Annotated in this window: 19 protein-coding genes and 1 other RNA gene; 9 read left to right on the forward strand and 11 right to left on the reverse strand. The window is 60.6% G+C overall.

Annotated features, from left to right (window positions below; genetic code table 11):
• Positions 1–37 precede the first annotated feature (37 nt).
• The 8 genes from IEV53_RS14450 to efp form a co-directional block, all read right to left on the reverse strand.
• Complete coding sequence (locus tag IEV53_RS14450) at positions 38–2,149, reverse strand: AsmA family protein (RefSeq protein ID WP_229719925.1); 2,112 nt, start codon at positions 2,147–2,149, stop codon at positions 38–40.
• Positions 2,150–2,291: 142 nt separating this feature from the next.
• On the reverse strand, positions 2,292–3,797 hold the full coding sequence (locus tag IEV53_RS14455) for a glycosyltransferase family 2 protein (RefSeq protein ID WP_188427538.1): 1,506 nt from the start codon (positions 3,795–3,797) through the stop codon (positions 2,292–2,294).
• Between the two features lie 60 nt (positions 3,798–3,857).
• On the reverse strand, positions 3,858–5,660 hold the full coding sequence (gene lepA, locus IEV53_RS14460) for a translation elongation factor 4 (RefSeq protein ID WP_188427560.1): 1,803 nt from the start codon (positions 5,658–5,660) through the stop codon (positions 3,858–3,860).
• A 99-nt stretch (positions 5,661–5,759) separates the two neighbouring features.
• The gene (locus IEV53_RS14465) at positions 5,760–6,767 is read right to left on the reverse strand and encodes a peptidoglycan -binding protein (protein ID WP_188427539.1); all 1,008 of its coding nucleotides are present in this window, start codon (positions 6,765–6,767) and stop codon (positions 5,760–5,762) included.
• A gap of 15 nt (positions 6,768–6,782) precedes the next feature.
• A complete protein-coding gene (locus IEV53_RS14470; RefSeq protein ID WP_188427540.1) occupies positions 6,783–7,955 on the reverse strand; it encodes a flagellar motor protein MotA in 1,173 nt (390 codons plus the stop codon).
• Positions 7,952–8,764, reverse strand: a complete 813-nt coding sequence (locus IEV53_RS14475) for an OmpA family protein (protein ID WP_188427541.1) — start codon at positions 8,762–8,764, stop codon at positions 7,952–7,954. The genes IEV53_RS14470 and IEV53_RS14475 overlap by 4 nt, the downstream gene beginning before the upstream one ends.
• Before the next feature lie 152 nt (positions 8,765–8,916).
• On the reverse strand, positions 8,917–9,747 hold the full coding sequence (locus IEV53_RS14480) for an inositol monophosphatase family protein (RefSeq protein WP_188427542.1): 831 nt from the start codon (positions 9,745–9,747) through the stop codon (positions 8,917–8,919).
• Between the two features lie 119 nt (positions 9,748–9,866).
• The gene (gene efp / locus IEV53_RS14485) at positions 9,867–10,430 is read right to left on the reverse strand and encodes an elongation factor P (protein ID WP_188427543.1); all 564 of its coding nucleotides are present in this window, start codon (positions 10,428–10,430) and stop codon (positions 9,867–9,869) included.
• A 248-nt stretch (positions 10,431–10,678) separates the two neighbouring features.
• Between efp and IEV53_RS14490 the strand changes: the two genes are divergently transcribed.
• Entirely contained in the window at positions 10,679–11,530 is an 852-nt protein-coding gene (locus IEV53_RS14490) for a DNA/RNA non-specific endonuclease (RefSeq protein WP_188427544.1), read from the forward strand.
• Here the strand turns inward: IEV53_RS14490 and IEV53_RS14495 are convergent.
• Positions 11,519–12,589, reverse strand: coding sequence for a lysine-2,3-aminomutase-like protein (locus IEV53_RS14495; RefSeq protein ID WP_188427545.1), 1,071 nt, complete (start codon positions 12,587–12,589; stop codon positions 11,519–11,521). The two genes, IEV53_RS14490 and IEV53_RS14495, sit on opposite strands and share 12 nt — an antisense overlap.
• Positions 12,590–12,641: 52 nt before the next feature.
• Between IEV53_RS14495 and epmA the strand changes: the two genes are divergently transcribed.
• The 3 genes from epmA (at position 12,642) to IEV53_RS14510 (ending at position 14,850) form a co-directional block, all read left to right on the forward strand.
• Entirely contained in the window at positions 12,642–13,625 is a 984-nt protein-coding gene (epmA, locus tag IEV53_RS14500) for an EF-P lysine aminoacylase EpmA (protein ID WP_229719926.1), read from the forward strand.
• Positions 13,626–13,738: 113 nt separating this feature from the next.
• Positions 13,739–14,152, forward strand: coding sequence for a hypothetical protein (locus IEV53_RS14505; RefSeq protein ID WP_188427547.1), 414 nt, complete (start codon positions 13,739–13,741; stop codon positions 14,150–14,152).
• Positions 14,153–14,292: 140 nt separating this feature from the next.
• Positions 14,293–14,850 (forward strand): fasciclin domain-containing protein, encoded by a 558-nt coding sequence (locus tag IEV53_RS14510; RefSeq protein ID WP_188427548.1) that lies wholly within the window; start codon positions 14,293–14,295, stop codon positions 14,848–14,850.
• On the opposite strand, the gene IEV53_RS14515 is transcribed toward IEV53_RS14510, so the two are convergent.
• Both IEV53_RS14515 and IEV53_RS14520 read right to left on the reverse strand, forming a co-directional pair.
• Positions 14,819–15,409: a thiamine phosphate synthase gene (locus IEV53_RS14515; RefSeq protein ID WP_188427549.1), complete on the reverse strand. Its 591-nt coding sequence runs from the start codon at positions 15,407–15,409 to the stop codon at positions 14,819–14,821. The genes IEV53_RS14510 and IEV53_RS14515 overlap by 32 nt on opposite strands.
• A gap of 25 nt (positions 15,410–15,434) precedes the next feature.
• A complete protein-coding gene (locus tag IEV53_RS14520; protein ID WP_188427550.1) occupies positions 15,435–15,716 on the reverse strand; it encodes a hypothetical protein in 282 nt (93 codons plus the stop codon).
• Positions 15,717–15,896: 180 nt separating this feature from the next.
• On the opposite strand from IEV53_RS14520, the gene IEV53_RS14525 reads away from it, so the two are divergent.
• The 5 genes from IEV53_RS14525 (at position 15,897) to IEV53_RS14545 (ending at position 18,025) form a co-directional block, all read left to right on the forward strand.
• Positions 15,897–16,124 (forward strand): hypothetical protein, encoded by a 228-nt coding sequence (locus IEV53_RS14525; RefSeq protein WP_229719927.1) that lies wholly within the window; start codon positions 15,897–15,899, stop codon positions 16,122–16,124.
• Between the two features lie 3 nt (positions 16,125–16,127).
• On the forward strand, positions 16,128–16,469 hold the full coding sequence (locus IEV53_RS14530; RefSeq protein ID WP_188427551.1) for a cell division protein ZapA: 342 nt from the start codon (positions 16,128–16,130) through the stop codon (positions 16,467–16,469).
• 10 nt (positions 16,470–16,479) lie between these two features.
• A non-coding RNA gene (gene ssrS, locus IEV53_RS14535) (6S RNA) lies at positions 16,480–16,636 on the forward strand.
• A gap of 1 nt (position 16,637) precedes the next feature.
• A complete protein-coding gene (locus tag IEV53_RS14540) occupies positions 16,638–17,213 on the forward strand; it encodes a 5-formyltetrahydrofolate cyclo-ligase (RefSeq protein ID WP_188427552.1) in 576 nt (191 codons plus the stop codon).
• Entirely contained in the window at positions 17,210–18,025 is an 816-nt protein-coding gene (locus tag IEV53_RS14545; RefSeq protein ID WP_188427553.1) for a TIGR00282 family metallophosphoesterase, read from the forward strand. Before IEV53_RS14540 ends, IEV53_RS14545 begins: the two co-directional genes overlap by 4 nt.
• Positions 18,026–18,185 lie beyond the last annotated feature (160 nt).

Raw genomic sequence — 18,185 nt, forward strand, 5'->3', positions numbered from 1 at the left:
TTGCGGATCAATCGTCTTGATGGGGCCTGATTGCCGGTCAGTTCTGCTTTTTCAGACGCTCCTGCCAGACCGAATGGACCTGCTTGCGGCTGAGGGGTTTCTGCGACACGGCCTTGCCGTGCGGCGTGGGCTGGACACTGGCTGCGCCACTACCCGTTGTGGCACCCGGCTTGACACCAGCAGCAGGTGCCGTGTTGGCCTGGGTCAGGGCATCTTCACAGGCGCTGCCCTGACCGACACCGAACTGGATGGTCGGTAGCAGCACAGCTGGCGGGAAGGCAACAGCGAGCCCGGCTGTCGCGGCGGCACGGCCAATAATTTCCGCACCCGGCATGATGGTAGGGCTCTTGAGGGGGCCGGTGATGTTCACACGACCTGGCAGTGAGAGCACGTTGAACGACGTCGAGCGTGTGGTGACGTGATAGTCGAGCGTCTCGTTTTTCAGATTGACCGTACCACCGCCAAGAGTGCGGGTATTGTTGGTCATGAGCAGAAGCGAATTGGTGCTCAGAATACCCTGACGCAAAGGCATGTCAGCAATGAAGCACTTCAGGTCGGAGCGGGTGGGAATGCCCAGCGCCGAGAGGATGGCACTGCCGATCTTGAGACCCATGAGGTCGGGCAGCAGCGCCGAGACATCGCCGCCATGATCGACGACCAGTGTCACGCCGCCATTGCCGTTACCCAGCAGGGTCGCGATGGAGTTGCCCGTTGCCGCCAGAGTGATATGGCCACCCAGTGTGCCCTGACCCTTGAAGGTGGCGGTGGCTTTCATCAGGCGCTGGATCGACAGGCGTGAGACATCGACCTTGAAATGCGTGTCGAACTGGCCGTTCTTTGCGGGGTCGAGTGCGCCGGACAGGCCAAGCGTGCCGTCGCCAACCGCAAAATTCAACTTGTTGATGGTAATGGCGCCATCCTGGACCGCAATATCCGCGAGAATGTTGTCGAGCGGCATGTCCTTGTTCTCGATGCGGTCGCCCTTATAGACGAGATGCGCATTGACGGCGTTCAGCTTGGGGACGTTGATCGGCTTGTCAGGCAGGATACGGTTGCTTGTCGCAGCCTGCTTGCTCTCTTCGTGACCTGGCTTCGCACCGATGAAGCCACCGAGATCCTTCAGATCGACATGATGCGAATACAGATTGGCGTCGACCGTGATCGGCTTGGTCTGAGGATCGACAGCGATTGTCCCGCCGATATCCGATGACCCCATCTTGCCCGAGAAATTGCTGAAGCGGATATGGGCGCTGGTATAATCGAGATTACCCGAAACGCTGTAGGAGGGCGTCTGGGGAATGGGGATGCCGGTCAGACCGTAAAGCAGGGACATGTCCGGCCCAGCAAAATGCAGGACGAGTTTCGTGCCCTTGAAATGCAGCGGGTCATCAACCGAGCCACGCAGCGTGACATAGGTGGGACCGTTTTCAAGGCGGGCATCGATCGGATACGGGCGTGTTGAATTGGTAAGCGTCAACAGGGAGCCGCCGACGATATGCCCGGTGATCGGGGCCTGTGCGTAACGCCCCTTGAGGTCGATAACGATGCTGCCATCCTGATCACCCTTCGGCGGGGTCGTATGCAGCAGCACATGCATGTCGGTCTTGAGCTTGGCTATCGCGATGCGGATGTCGCCATTGGTGATGACTACATCGCCGATTTTCGGCAGGGTGCTGGGCTGGGTATTGCCCTGCGGTGCCGGCTCGGGCTTAGCATTGGGATCGGTGAAGCTGTAATTATTTTTGCCGTTGGCGAGGGCTACGATATCGCCTTTTGGTGTATCGAGCGCAATCAGCGGAATTTCCAGCCCTTTATGGGTGATATAGCGCCAGACATTGACCGAGACAGTCGCTTTTTTCGCACTCGCGAAAAGCTCTTTCTCTGAGTCGAAGCCTTCGGGCTGATGAATCTGGAGATCATCGACCGATACGGTTGTTGTCAGACCCAGACGGACATGAAGATGGGCGATCGTCACGGGGCGATGCAGCGCGGCACTGGCCCGTCGATTGACCAGAGGCACGAACCAGTCCCAGTTCCAGAGCAGGATCAGAAGCACCAGAAGAATAGCCATGCCGCCTGCCGTGGCGGTCAGCACACGGCGCACGGGACGTTTGGGCGGCGCTTTCGGTGAGGTTCCGTTTTGTGCCACGAGCGCTGCCTTTCTGCTGGGATCTGTCTGGTAGGGAGGTTAGCCGGACGCACCCTGTCCTGCCTCTGGCAGGAGCAAGGGTGCTGGTGCCTCCTCGGCTGTCATTCTTCCTTGAATACGAGAATGTAAGGGAGGAGTTCCGTCAGGCCGCGGCGAGCCAGAGGGGCACGAGCCCGGCATAGCGGATTTCAAGCATGCTTCTTGCGTCTGGCGTGAGGTGGGCGATGGCGCAGGCAAGAGCATCGGCGTGCGGCGTGCGCATCAGGTCCAGACCAGTCACAAAGTCCCGCAAGCTGTTGCCTCGGCTACGCAGGGCGAAATAGGGGCGCAACCTCTCGGTCAGGGCACGATCAGGCTGCACGAACTGGAGCACGAGGGGCATTGGCGCCGCCGCATTCAGGCCGAGAACGCCATCGAGATCCGGGCCGAGTCCGGAGCTGCCCTGAAGGGCAAGAAGGCGGCAGGACGTTCGTGCAGGATCAGCGGAGACATCATCATCTACCTGCACGGGCAGCCAACGTGTCAGCAGGGCGCCTGTCGCGATGAGTGGCGCCTCGCCCTGGGGCAGCATCAGAAACCCCTTTGAAGGGGTTTCGGGCTCGGCTTGCTGATCGATAACCAGCCAGACAGGCAGTGTTCCTTCCGGCGAAGCGTTGGACGATATGAAGACGAGGTTGTTCTTGTCCGTGTCGTAAGCGAGCCGTTCACCGGCACTGTTTTCGATCTGCGCGTAATTGAAGCGTGGCGCCGTCGCGATGCTCTCACGCTTTCGGATGGTGAAAACAGTTTCGGGCAGGAAGCTCGGGCTGAAGGCCTCGATATCCTGTCTTACACGCCAGAAAAATGCGTCCAGTCCGGCGCGGGCGATGCGCGCTGCATGATCGCGCGTCGCAGGCAGAAAACGGCTGGGCGCGAGATCTTCCTCATCGTTGCGGTTGAAGTGCGACCAGAGATCGGGCGGTGTCACACCGGCAGGAAGTCGGGCAATGCGACGCGTGTAATGCGTCATGTTGCGCGCGACATAGTGCAGAATGCGGGCGCCATCCCAGGTCGGTGCTGCGGCCGGGTCATAAGGCGCGCCGGAGGCGGTGACATGACGGCTCTCATCGAGGGCATAGTGGCAGCCATCGAGTGCGTGGTTCTGAACCGCCTCCGGTCGCACAAACCGCTTGCCGAGCGCATGATCGGCAAAATCCAGAGGCGCGCGACGCGTATAGGCGGCAACAGGTGCATGGGCTGTGCGGGCTATATGATTGTTGGAACCGAAGATCGACCAGTGCAGCATTATGGCGTCGGCATCTGCAAAGCGATCGAGATAGGCGCCGATCGTGTCTTCCCTTTCAGGATAGACATATTCATCGCTCTCGAGGCAGATCACCCAGTCAAAGCGCGAACGGCAGGAGGCAATGGCCTGACTGAACGCAGCAGAGCGGCGTTCAGCATAGTCGATACCGCTCCCCGCTGGCGCACGCTGGGCCTCGATCGGATAGAGGCCAGCCGCGCTCTGGACGATCTCCCATGTGCCGTCAGTCGACTGATCGTCGATGACGATCAGCGCATCGAAGCCCAGAGCCAGGTGATAGGCCATCCACCAGCCGATATCGTCAGCATCATTCTGGACGAAAAGGACGGCTGCGGTAGAGGCCATATCGGGAGGGTCCTTCTTGTTTTTGCTTTTTGCCCTGTCGGGTGGAGACGAGGCGTCAGGTCAGTCCATCTTCAGCGCGGCGAGGAAGGCACTCTGCGGAATTTCGACCTTGCCGAACTGGCGCATACGCTTTTTGCCTTCCTTCTGTTTTTCCAGAAGCTTGCGCTTGCGCGAGATGTCACCGCCATAGCATTTGGCCGTCACGTCTTTCGAGAGGGCACCCAGCGTCTCACGCGCAATGATGCGTGAGCCGATAGAGGCCTGGATCGCGATCTTGAAGAGCTGGCGGGGAATCAGATCCTTGAGCTTGCCGCAAATGGCGCGCCCGCGTGTTTCGGCAACCGTGCGATGCGCGACGAAGGCCAGTGCATCGACTGGTTCCTGGTTGACGAGGATCGAGATGCGCACGAGGTCGCTCTCTTCATAGCCATCGATCTGATAGTCGAAGCTGGCATAGCCGCGTGTCAGTGACTTGAGGCGGTCGTAGAAATCGAACACCACTTCGTTGAGTGGCAGGCGATAGACGGCCATGGCGCGGTTGCCGACATAGGTCAGATCCATCTGGATGCCGCGTCGCTCGCTGCAGAGCGTCAGCACGCTGCCCAGATATTCGTCCTGAACCAGAATGGTCGCCTTGATCCACGGCTCTTCGATCTTCTCGATCTTGCCGGGGTCGGGCATGTCGGCAGGGTTATGCAGATCTTCCTGCGTGCCGTTGGTCAGGTGCATCTTGTAAACGACGGACGGCGCGGTTGCGATCAGGTCGAGATTGAACTCGCGCGACAGACGCTCCTGGATGATTTCCAGATGCAGCAGGCCAAGGAAGCCGCAGCGGAAACCGAAGCCGAGAGCCGCCGAGGTCTCGGCCTCAAAGTGGAACGAGGCGTCGTTGAGACGCAGCTTGGCGAGAGAATCACGCAGCTTCTCGAAATCATCGGCATCGATGGGGAAGAGGCCGCACCACACCACAGGGATAGAGGGCTTGAACCCGGCCAGCGGCTTTTCGGCAGGCAGGCGATCCAGGGTCACGGTGTCACCCACGGCCACATCGGCCACGGTCTTGATGGCGGCGTTGATATAGCCCATCTCGCCCGGTCCGAGCGAATCGACCGCCGTCATCTTGGGCAGGAACACGCCAACCTGATCGACATGATAGGTGGAGCCGGCCTGCATCATGCGGATCTTGTCGCCGCGCTTGAGCGTGCCTTCCATGATACGGACCAGAATGATGACGCCGAGATACGGGTCGTACCAGCTATCGACCAGCAGGGCCTGAAGCGGCTTGGTGGCATCGCCCTTTGGCGGGGGCAGACGCGTGACGAGCGCTTCGAGAACGCCTTCGATGTTCAGGCCCGTCTTTGCCGAAACTTCGACGGCATCATCGGCGGGAATGCCGACGACTTCCTCGATCTGGGCACGCACGCGCTCGACATCGGCGGCAGGCAGATCGACCTTGTTAAGAACTGGGACGATCTCGTGATTGGCGTCGATGGCCTGATAGACATTGGCCAGCGTCTGGGCTTCTACACCCTGAGACGCATCGACCACCAGAATGGAGCCTTCGCAGGCGGCAAGGCTGCGGCTCACCTCATAGGCAAAGTCGACATGGCCTGGCGTGTCCATGAGGTTCAGGATGTAGGTCTTGCCGTCTTTGGCAGGATAGGTCAGGCGCACGGTCTGCGCCTTGATGGTGATGCCGCGCTCCTGCTCCAGCTCCATATTGTCCAGAACCTGCTCTTTCATCTCACGAGCCGTGAGCGCACCGCAGGCCTGGATCAACCGGTCAGCCAGCGTGGACTTTCCATGGTCGATATGCGCGATGATCGAGAAATTGCGGATCTGGGAGAGGGGCGTGCCGGTCATGGCGCGATACATAAGCGATTGCGCCGTTCTTGTCATTGGGGAGAAACCGGCACGATGCGATTTCTCCCCGATGTTTCAAAGGCGCTTCGGGGCGCCTGATCAGCGATCCGTCAGGCGAAATTCGATACGCCGGTTGCGGGCGAAAGCCGCTGCCGTATTGCCCTGGTCGAGGGGCTGGTAATCGGAGAATCCTGTTGCGGCGAGATGATGCGGATCGACGCCTTCCTTGACCAGCACCTTCACCACTGTGATGGCACGCGCGCTCGACAGCTCCCAGTTGCTCGGGAATGCGGTATGGATAGGCTGCTTGTCGGCATGGCCGTCGATACGCAGGATCCAGGGAATATCTTTCGGGATCTGGCTCGAAACCTGCTTGAAGGTATGGGCCAGGGCCGCAATTTCCTTCTCGCCTTCCGGTGTCAGCTCGGCGCTTCCCTGAGGGAAGAGAATGGAGCTCTGGAAAACGAATCGGTCACCGACGATTTCGACGCCCTTCTGGTTTTTCAGGATATCCTGAAGCCGGCCGAAGAACTCTGAACGATACCGCTTGAGCTGGTTCACCTTGTCGGCGAGGGCCACGTTGAGCTTGTTGCCCAGATCGGTGATCTGCTGGTCGCGTGCAGTCACATCCTTTTTCGCGATATCCAGGGCCTGACCAATGGCGAGAAGCTGCTGGTTGAGCTGCTCAAGCTGTGATTTGAGCTGGGCGATGGTCGCCTGATCGGATTGCGTGGCCTGACCGGCGGCGGCCAGTGCCTGCTCCTTTTCGGCGATTGTGCCATTCAGCGTGGCGAGCTGCTGGGTCAGGACGTCAGCCTGGCGTTTGGCGCTGTCGCGATCGGTCGTGAGGCTGGCCACCATGGCGTTGAGCTGGGTGTTCTTGTCCTCGCTCATCGACAGCGTGTGCTGAAGCGCCGCCAGCTGCTGGCGCAGCTCATCCAGCGAGTGGGTGCGCTTGCTGAGCGCCACGGACAGGAATTGCTGGCCGAGAACGAAGACCAGCAACACGAAGGTCACCACCATCAGTAGGGTGGAGAGCGCATCCACATAACCGGGCCAGGCATTGAGTTCCCCACCATGGGAACTGCGTCGGGAGCGTCGTGCCATGAAAGCCGCCTCGCCTTACTGTGCTGCCGGAGGAACGGCCGTGCCGCCATTGGGGCTCGTTGCCGCAATGGTGCGCGCCAGAACGCGCAGGTCGTTGCGGATTTCGCCAGCCATCTGGGCGCGGCCGCTATGCAGTTCGTCGATCAGGCGCACGATATGCCCCTCGATACGACCGAACTGCTCGCGGCTGTCTTTCGCGTCGTTGAAGGCCGCTGTGCCTGGTGTGGCAGCCTCACCGACATGTTTGAGGAACGGGCCGAGCAGGGCCTGACCTTCAGCCACACGATTCATCATTTTCTGGTTGGACTGAAGCAGATCGGTCATGGCCTTGAGGCGCTCCTGCAACCCGTCCATGACCTGAAGCTGCTGCATGCGGCTTTCCTCGCTGCGCGAGACGACATTCTGCAGCGTTTCGAGATTTTCAGCCGTCTGCTCAAGCAATGCCTGTACGTAGGCCGGGACAGAGGCATCGCCCCCTTCGATCAGCGCGCCACCCTGCTTGGTGATGCCGACCAGCCATTCCTCGACCTCGTTGAAAAAGCGGTTCTGGGCCTGACCGGCATTGAGGTCGAGAAATCCGAGGATCAGTGCCCCGGCGAGGCCAAACATCGACCCTGAGAAGGCGGTGGACATGCCCTTGAGCGGTTCGGCCAGGCCCGTCTTCAACTGGCCGAACATGGCATCGAGATTGCCGTCACCGACACTCATGCCGCCGATCACACCCGCAATGGAACTGACCGTCAGCAACAGGCCGTAGAATGTGCCAAGCAGACCGAGATAGATCAGCAGGCTGGTCATGTATCGTGAAATGTCACGCGATTCGTCCAGACGCCCTGAAAGGCTGTCGAGCGTGGCCTGAGCCGATTGATGCGACAGGCTCAGGCGCCCCGTCGTGGTGCGTGCGGCCAGATTGCGCGCCAGGGCACCGAGCAGGCGCGGCGGGGCGGGCTGGGCCAGACCTGCACGATTGACGCGCAGCTGATCGACCCATTTCACCTCTGGCAAGAGCCGAAGGACCGTGCGCAGATTCCACAGAATGCCGATGATCAACACACCCAGAATCAGGCCGTCCAGCGCCGGATTGGCGAAGAAGGCGGCATAGAGTGTCTTGCTCAGCAGGGCAGCAACAGCAGCAACAAGGATCAGGAAGATCCCCATGCGCAACAGATAAAGAGTGGGGCGGGTCATGGCGTGGCGGTCCTCGGGGCGGTTCCGAACTGGGCTTCTGAAATCGGAGCAGCGACGCTGCCTTCGGCGACGATGTCGAGACGGTCAGGTGGGTTGGAGCCTGCGGGGGCGAGCCCGGTGGCACGCGGGTAGATGCGCGTTGTGGCCACACCTTCACGAATCAGGAGCGAGCGCACGGCCAGAGCACGAGCCAGGGCAATGCGCCTTGGTGTCGACAGGTCTTCCGTTGAGCCGCTGGCAGAGGCCCAGAGCGTAACGCGAAGCGTCGGCCGTCCAGCCAGCTTTCTGGCTTCTGCCTTTACCGCGTCGATCATGGGCTGGGTCATGCCGCTGCTATTGGCGGCAAAGAGCACACGCAGACCGTTCGGGCGTGCCTCGGTCTGACCTTTTGCCTCCGGGTCGGGCTTGATGTCCTCAGGCGGAACCGGCGGGTGAGTCGGCACTTTCACGCCGGGCGGCGGAATGACCACGGGATGGGGCGGCTCGGCGGGTACGTCGGGGGGCGCGCCGACGCGTTGGGCGGCGGGAAGGCGTGGTGCCGGAGCGGGAGAGGCACCGGGGGCGGATGCAGCCGGGGCCTTTTTCTCTGCTGGCTTCTTTGGCGCGGCTTCATGCGATTTGGCATGAGGCGCCTTTTCGGCGTGGGTCGTGCCAGCGGGCGCTTTTTTGGCGGATTGGGATTTGGCAGGCGCCGCAGCGGGCAGCGCGTCGTCGTTGGAGGTGACCTGTGCCGCTGCGGGCAGGGAGGTCAGCAGGACGGCCGGGAGACCGGCCGAGCACAGGAGGGAAAGAAGGATCGGCCGTTTCATGACCGGGCGATCCTAATCGCGCTGCCCCCGCTCGGGCAATGGGGAATGAAGCCCCAACGCTCCGGGTTCCCTTCGCTTGCGAAAAATTATGGGCAATTGATTTTCGGCAGGCACCCGATGACAGGGCGCCTGCCTCCATGGGCCCTTTGGCTTCAGGCCTTGCGGGTCAGAGCGTCGAGAACGATCTTGCGGATCGGTCCATGCAGATTGCCGTTACCGGCGACAAGCGTGACGTCATTGTCCAGATCGGTGATTTCCAGCCCTTCCGGGTCGGTCACATAGCCACCGGCCTCGCGCACGATAAGAAGACCGGCCGCGCAATCCCACGGCTTGAGGCCGATTTCCCAGAAGGCTTCGTAGCGACCAGCGGCAACCCAGGCGAGGTCAAGGGCTGCGGCACCAAAGCGACGGAAGCCAGCCACATGGGGCATGAGGGCTGCGAGCGTACGACCGAAAGGCAGGCGACGATCGGCGGGAGTCTTGGCAAAGGGGATGCCAGTGGCAATCAGGGATTCTGAAAGCTCGCGACGGGCCGACACGCGGATGCGACGTTCATTGAGGAAGGCGCCGATGCCCTTCTCGGCCCAGAACATCTCGTTGGCGGCAGGGTTATAGACCATGGCAGCCGCGATTTCGGTCGATCCGTCAGGGTGACGACGCTGCAGGGCAATGGAGATGGCCCATTGCGGAATGCCGTGAAGGAAGTTCGAGGTGCCGTCGAGCGGGTCGACGATCCAGCGCCAGGTCCAGTTATCGCCACCGGAATTGCCGCTTTCTTCCATCAGGAAGGCATAACCCGGGCGTGCGCGGGCAAGTTCATCACGGATTGTCTGTTCGGCACGCAGATCGGCCTGGGAGACGAAATCGCCCGGTCCCTTGATGCTGACCTGAAGCTGCTCGACTTCAGCGAAGTCGCGCAGGAGGCGCTTGGCTGCCTTTTGCGCAGCATTCTGCATGACGGTCATATGCGGCGAGAGACGCATGGCGTTAATCCTGATGAGAGATTTTGAAAGAGCAGGGGTAGTCGGTCGAAACAGAACCGGGTTGCCTCGGTGCCGTGAGGGAAAGCCGAGGTAAACCTCATGCTCTCCCGGTGCAATGATTACTTGGCGCGCTCGACATAGGAGGCGTCATCGGTGCGGACCACAACGCGCTCACCGGCTTCGATGAAGGGCGGCACCATGGTCTTCACGCCATTGGACAGCATGGCGGGCTTGTAGGACGAGCTGGCCGTCTGGCCCTTGACCACCGGATCGGCCTCGGTGATTTCGAGCGTGACATGCGGCGGCAGGGAGACGCCAACCGGGTCGCCTTCGACCAGCTTCACGTTCAGTTCCATGTTGTCCTGCAGGAAGGGCAGCTGGTCGCCGAAGATATCCTTGTGCAGCATGACCTGCTCGAAGGTTTCCGGGTCCATCAGGACGATATTGTCGCCATCCGTATAGGAATAGCTGTAGTCCTTGTCTTCCGTCATCAGGCGCTCGACGGTGTCAGCCGTACGCCAGCGTTCGTTGGTCTTGTTGCCCGTGTTGAGGTCGCGCATTTCAACCTGAATGAACGCACCGCCCTTGCCCGGCGTGATGATCTGCTGCTTGAGAACCGTCCAGCGACGACCGTCATGCTCAATAACCTGTCCGGCGCGAATCAGGTTTGCCTGCTGCTTCATGGAAGAAAGATCCCGGGAATCGTGATGTGAATACGACGGGTCTGTGCCGCCGTGAAAGGCGGGTTTCTAACGAAGCGGGCGCGCAAGAGCAAGCGAGATGGAATCGTGACACCCGTTGAGGCACCGGGTTAGGCCAGCAAGGCTGCCGTCCCTGACGGGGGTAGCGGCTCATTTGCCCTGCGCTTGTGTGACGACAGAAGGACGCGCGATCCGATTGTTTGTTTTTTGCTGAGGAGATACGACGCGGCATGATCCTGCGCGTTCTTCCGGCTGTCTGTCTGCTTCTGTTCTGCCGTCCTGGTTTTGCGGCAGAGTGCTCCGGGCTCTTTCTTGATGGGGTGGCGCCCGCTCTGTCGGCTCCGGCGCCGATGCAGCGTGACACGTTCCTGTGCAATACCGATTTTGCCGTCATGGCGTCGGGTGTGACGCATGAGCCCGTCTGGGCTGCCGAGCATCTGACACGCGACGCGATACGCTCGGCGCAACATGAGTTGCGCCAGGGGGTCTTTCATGAGGAGACAAGACAGAACGAAGCGGATCGGGCCCGGCTGGATGATTACCGCCGCTCGGGTTTCGATCGCGGGCATATGGCGCCGAGCGGTGATGCGCCAAGCCGTGCCTCGCAGCAGGAAAGCTTTTCTCTTGCCAATATGGTGCCGCAGTCTCCCGACCTGAATCGCGGGCTATGGGCGGGGATCGAGAAACAGGTGCGTGCCCTCGTTCTGTCAGAAGGCGAGGCCTATGTGGTGACGGGGCCAGCCTATCACCTCGCCTCGCCAGCCGTGATTGGCGATAACGCGCTCCCTGTGCCGAGTTCTGTCTGGAAGGCAGTCTATCTGCCGGGGCGCAGGGCGCTTTCGGTCTATGTCTGCAAGAATACGGTCACACCGAGTTGCACCCAGGTGCCCGTTGCCTCGCTGACACGGGTGACAGGTGTCGATCCTTTCCCCACGCTGCCGCAGGCGATGCGTGAGACCATTACCAGACTGCCTGATCCGCAGGCTGAGCCCTATCATGTCTCTCCCAAGCTGCGTCGTTTGACCATGCAGGTCATGAAACGTTTCCTGCGTGGGATGATGAGCGGCGATTCACCCCTCTGACAGAGAGGATTCCTGTTGAGGCTCATCAAGACGATGGGCGGAGCCATAGGGGTCTCGTACCTCGCCCGGATGCGTATCGGGGCGGTAGTAATCAGGACCCAGCGGCACCTTGCCCGCGCCACCGGGGATATCGAGCACATAGGTCGGCCATGCCAGACCCGTCACTCTGCCGCGCAGTTTTGCCAGAAGGGCGCGCCCTTCATCGATGGGCACGTGGAAATGCGCGGTGCCCGGGGCAGGGTCGAGCTGATGCAGATAATAGGGCTTGATCCGTGACGTGACGAAAGCACGCAGCAGGGCTTCGAGCGCTTCCTCTGTGTCGTTGACGCCGCGCAGCAGGACAGACTGGCTTAGAACGGGAATGGCCCGGCTCTGGATCTGTCGCACGGCCTGACGCGCCTTGGGCGTCAGCTCGCTGGCGTGATTGGCGTGAAGCACCACCCACATGGCGCGGTCTGTCTCGAGTGCATCAAGAAGGGCCGGTGTGATGCGCGCCGGATCGGCGACCGGTACCCGACTATGAATACGTATCGTCTGGATATGCGCCATGGCCGAAAGCGCGCTGACGATATGCTTGAGCCGCCTTGGGCTCAGCATGAGCGGGTCGCCGCCGGTCAGAATGATTTCGCTGACAGAAGGGTGATCGGCAATCCATGCGAGCGCTGTAGCCAGGGCGTCGTCCGAGAGCAGGCCGCCATCTGGACCAACATGCTCGCGCCTGAAGCAGAAACGGCAATAAAGCGGGCAGACCAGAAGCGGCTTGAGCAGCGCCCGGTCCTGATAGCGATGCACGATGCCCGGAACGGGTGAAAGCGCATCATCCCCGATGGGGTCCTGCATTTCCCATGGCGCTGTTTTGAGTTCGGCAGGGCTCGGGACCACCTGACGTCCGATCGGGTCGTCTGGATGGGAGATGAGAGAAAGGAACTCGGCGGGAATGGCTGTGGAAAATGCCTTTGCCACCTCTTCGAGCGCCTCGCGCTGCTCGGGGGGGACGAGCCCATGCGCAACGAGTTGCGCGACGCTGCGCAGGGTGGGGGGATTGACCTTTTCTGCCATGAGGCGGCTGTACTGCAATCCCCTCAGTTTTCGCAACCGGAGAGCGTATTTCATGGTCCGACGCACGGCTATTTCCGACAGGGTGCCTTTGCTGCAACGTCGTGCGCTGCTGCAAAGGAGCGTCAGAGCGTTTTTCGACTCACGGGGTTATCTTGAGGTCGAGACGCCTTATGCTGTTCCGACACCCGGCGAAGAGGTGCATCTGCGCTGCTTCCGCACCGAGCTCGAGCGGCCCGATGGCACATGCGAGACGCGGTTTCTGCATACGAGCCCGGAATTTGCCATGAAGCGCATCGTGGCGGCGTCTGGTCTGCCGGTCTATCAGCTTGCCCGCGTCTGGCGGAATGGCGAGCAGAGCGCTTTACATGCCCCTGAATTCACCATGCTCGAATGGTATCGACCGGGCGCCGGGCTGGCGTCTCTTATGGATGAGACAGAAGCACTTGTGCGCGCGCTTCTGCCGCCGAGCCTGACTTATGGCGAGACAACGCTCGATTTTGCAGCACCTTTCGAGCGTCTGACCATGGCAGAGGCTTTTACCCGCTATGTCGGCGTGGATCTTCTGGCGATAGGCGGCGATGCCGAACGTCTGGCGCGAGAAGCCGGAACCGCCTTGCGCCCCGGAGAGGAATGGGAGGATCTGTTCTTTCGTCTTCTGCTGGAGCGGGTCGAACCCGAGATTGGCCGGGCGCGACCGACATTTCTTACGCATTGGCCCGCAGCGCAGGCAGCCCTGTCGCGGCGTGATCCGGAAGACCCGAGGGTGGCGCTGCGCTTCGAACTTTATGCGGCCGGGATAGAACTCGCCAATGCATTCGAGGAGCTGACAGACCCGCAGGAGCAGCGCGTGCGCTTCGAGGCAGATCGGGCGAGGCGTCTAGCGCTTGCGCCCGACCAGAACTGGCCGCTCGATGAGGCCTTTCTGGCCGATCTGCAGTCGCTGCCGCCCTGCAGCGGGATAGCCTTGGGCTTTGACCGGCTCGTCATGCTGGCAGTCGGCGCACCACGACTCTGTGACATTATGTGGTTTTCTTAAACCTTCGGATAGCCATGAACCTTTTCTGGGGGCAAAGTCGTTTCTATTGCCTAGAGTGGCGCCAGCTTCGAACTGATCCGGCAGGCGGCTTCAGCTTCGGAAAGGGTAACAGGATGATGAAGAAGACGATTTTCCTCTCATGTGCCGCTTTGCTGACCCTGTCAGCGTGCGACGTACCGACGGTCCAGCAGCGTAAGGTGCTGGATTCGATGATCGGCAAGACGGACGTGGATGTGCTGCGCACCTTCGGTGTGCCGACCCGCACCTATCAGGCCAGCGGTCATGACTTCCTGGCGTATATCGACAACGAGACCAATTACTCCCCCGGCACAGGTGGCTGGGGCTGGGGCTGGGGTGGCGGTCCGTGGGGTGGCTATGGCGGTTACGGCGGCTGGGGTGGCTATGGCGGCTGGGGTGGCGGCTTCGGCGGTTTCCCTCCCAGCTATTACAACACGACCTGCCAGACGACGTTTGAGCTGAACAACAGCCGCGTCGTTGGCTGGACCATGCGCGGAGACGGGTGCTGAGCCTTATGACACTGGTTGCAAGAAGAAAAAGAAGAACGACAGTTCTCAGTTGTTTCTGTGCGGCTCTCGCGCTTGCGGGATGTGAGAGCCGGGCGCGTCAGGATCCGTTTCCCCGTCCGAGTTCGCTGGCAGCGGTGCAGATGCCTGCCGTCAGCAGCGCGCACATGTATCATGCCTCGACCAAGACAGAGACTTCCAGCCCGGTAGCCTATGCCGAGCCGCCGACCTTTTCGTATGCGGATCGTCCGCTGATCGAAAATATCTCGGGATCGCTCGAACTGGCGGATTATCGTCAGGCTATGCGCCAGACAGGCATGTTCCCGCGGCTGGGGCGTAATGGGCCTTATACCGTCTTCGCCCTGCCCAATGAGCCGTTTGAGCGTTATGCCGCCCGGGTGCCGGGCGGATTGATGGCATCGCAGAACGCAGCGCTTCTCAAGCAGCTTCTGGGTTTCACCATCGTGCGTGGCAACTGGTCGCCCAAGGCGCTGAACAAGGCAATGACCAGGCTCAAATCCGACAGGATCGGGTTGAAGACGTTGTCAGGCGATATGCTCATCGTGCAGCGGGATGGGTCGAACGGCCAGTTCGTGCTGATGAATGCGACGGGCCGTGTTGTGAAACTCTGGCTGAACGGGGCACCGCAATCCAACGGCACCCTTTATATTACCCAGGAAATTCTTCCGCCGCGCGGCTGACGATGGCGGCCAGTCGTGCACCCGCTTCGTCGGCATCGACGAAGCTCAGGGGCACAGCAAGGAAATCGGCCTTGGCCTTGATCATGGCCAATGCCTGCTCTTCCGTCTCGATATCCTCAGCGATGATGGGCAGTTCCATCATCTGTGACCACCAGGCGACCAGATCGGGCGCGTTGGGCGCGATCGAGATATAATCGGCGCCAAGTTCGCCGGCATTCATGGCATCGTCGCGACTCGTCCCGCAGAACACGCCCAGTTGCAGATCGCGCCCGAGTTCTTCTCTGGCGGTCAGGCATTGGGCAGGGCTGCTGGTGAGGTGAACGCCGTCGCAGCCGAGTTCCTGCGCGAGCGCGGGCAGATCGGTGAGAATCAGGGCCGTGCCATGAGCATGAACCGTTTCACGTATGGTATGGACGCAGCTTCGGGCACGTGTTTCGTCGGTGGTGCTGAGACGCAGCGCGGCGGGTGTCCAGCGTTCGAGAACCTTCGCCAGATCAGCCAATTCACGTGAGGGATCGAAATCCGGCATCGTGACCAGGTAGAGTTCGCAGGGCAGCATGGGCAAGGTCCGTCGGAAGGGGCGCTCAGTTTTCGCGCGCCAGATACTGTGAAAGCTGCCCAATGCGGTAAGCGTTATAGGGCGGTCTGCCAAGAGTGAGGGTGCAGGGGCGGCTTGTCAAAACATGACCGTTGCAGATTTCAGCCAGGGCAATCAGCGTTTCCAATGTAGGGCCTGACTGTGTGCAGACAACCCATTGTGCCCCCCCTCTCAATGCCGAGGCGGCAAGGGCTGGTGCGTCATCAGCATCGAAAACAGCGGGCACGCCCAGCGGGGCAGTCAGAGCCTGCCACCAGGGAAATCCCATGATTCGCCCGATCCCTTGTGCCGGAATAACCGCGTAAGGAGTGCCGGAGCCAGGGCGAGGCAGGTGAGCGAGAAGCGAGTCATCGTATAAAGCGATGATCTTATGGGGGAGAGTCTCCTCCGGCTTCATGCTTGACCTCACGGCGCGTTACAGGCTTCCATAGACCAGCGGAAACCGCATGTGGATGATGAGGGTGTTTTGACGGATCAGATCGAGAGTGCAAGCAGTTCTGCAAGACCCGAAGATCGGATCGAAGAGGCGTTGGATCGCATTGCTTACGCCCTGCATCATTCGCGTGAGCCCGCCTCCAATAATGTAGACTGGCAGCCTGTTGCCGCCAATATCGAGGCGCTGCGCCTGCGTGTGCGCGACCTCATCGATCGTCTCGATATCGAGGAAGAGGCATAAACCATGGCCCAGATCACGGTACGTCTCAACGGATACTCTTATACGATTGGCTGTCAGGATGGCGAGGAGCGCTATCTTCAGGATCTGGCCAGGCAGGTCGAGCGCCGCATCGAGCGGGTGCGCAGTCTTGGCACGCAGGGTGGTGAGGCCTGGACCTTGGTCATGGCGTCGCTGTTGATGGCTGACGAACTGCATGATCTGGCCAAGGAAATCCTGCCCAGCACTACCAGCGAGCGTGTTCAGCGTGCGGATCGTCTGATCGCCGAGAACGAGGCGCGCGAGCAGAAGCTTAATTTGTTGGCCGAGCGGGCAGAAGGCATTGCAGCCGAGCTGGAGAGTGCCTAGGTAGTGTCCTGTGGGACTGCCCGGTACGTCTGGCAACTCAACCCCTGGGCCGATAAGCACTTCCTTAGGGAACTGGCGCTGTCGTGATCGTGGTCATGATATCTGGTGCCCACCTGCATGAGCAGGTCCGGGAGGGCTGAAAGACCGACGGCCAGGGTGGTTCCACACATGAATAGCGATCAAGAAAAACAGGCTCTGCGTCAGGCGATGCGCACGCGCAGGGCGAGCAACCCGGCATCGCCGAAAGCTCAGGCAGAACTGATCGGGTCCCTTGCCTCGATTGTTCTGTGCAACCCCCATATGAAGAAAATCGGCTGTGTCTGGCCCCTGCCGGGGGAGGCAGATCTGCGACCACTCTGTGCCCTTCTGGCCGAGGCGGGACGTACCGTGCTGTTGCCGGAAACGACGCCCAAGGGGCAGCCCCTTATTTTCAGGCACTGGCGACCCGAGGGCACGATGCTCAAGGGGCGGTACGGCACCATGCATCCGGATGGTGAGGTTGATCGACCCGATACGCTGCTGGTGCCGCTTCTGGCGTTTGATCGCTCAGGCAATCGTCTGGGATATGGCGGTGGTTATTATGATCGCACGCTTGCAGAGCTACGCTGTAGATCGATCGGCTTTGCGTTTGCCTGGCAGGAAGTGGCGCAGGTGCCTCTCGGCGCCTATGACCAGCCTCTCGACTGGATTGTGACTGAAAAAGAAATCCTGGCAGGACAGGCCGGGAAAGGCGGAGCAGAGTGAGACTACTTTTTCTTGGAGATATCGTCGGTCGCGCGGGCCGCGAAGCCGTCATGGCGCGTTTGCCCGAATGGCGCGAGACGCTGAAGCTCGATGTGGTGGTCGTGAACGGTGAGAATGCCTCTCACGGCTTTGGTCTTTCGACCGCCATTGCAACCGATCTGTTCAAGGCCGGGGTGGATGTCATCACGCTGGGAAATCATGCCTGGGACAAGAAAGAGCTGCTCCGCGATATCAACTCCGAGCCGCGCATCATACGCCCCCTGAACTTCCCGCCGGGCACACCAGGGCAGGGCGCGTATGTCATCGTGCTTCCCAATGGGCGCAAGGTGCTGGTGATCAACGTCATGGGGCGTCTGTTCATGGACCCGCTTGATGATCCGTTCCGGGCAGTGAGCGAATTTCTGTCACGTCACAAGCTGGGCATGACGGCCCATGCGATCATTGTCGATCTCCACGCCGAGACGGGCAGTGAGAAAATGGCGTTCGGGCATTTTCTCGATGGAAAGGTCTCTCTGGTCGTGGGGACGCACACCCATGTGCCGACGGCCGATTATCGCATTCTCTCCAAAGGGACGGCCTATCAGACCGATGCGGGCATGTGCGGCGACTATGACAGTGTGATCGGTATGGGGAAGGAAGCCTCGCTTTATCGCTTTGTGCGCAAACTGCCCGGTGAGCGTCTGCAGCCTGCAGAAGGCGATGCGACGGTTTGTGGCGTTTTTGTCGAGACAGATGATGTGACGGGGCTCGCCAAACGCATTGAGGCTGTGCGCGCTGGCGGGCATCTGAACCCCTCGTTCCCTGTTTTGTGAGTTTTTTTGGAATTAATTTGGGTTTGTTGTGTTTGGTATGGGGTTGGGAATCGGGTGTATTCTATGTGTGGCGGGGTTTTTGGGGGATTTGAGGAAGTGTTTGACAACCCCCCCTGGTTTCCGTAAAAGCCCGTTCACCGCAGCGGAACACGCCGCGGTG

The sequence above is a fragment of the Asaia siamensis genome, from assembly GCF_014635085.1.
Taxonomy (GTDB): Bacteria; Pseudomonadota; Alphaproteobacteria; order Acetobacterales; family Acetobacteraceae; genus Asaia; species Asaia siamensis.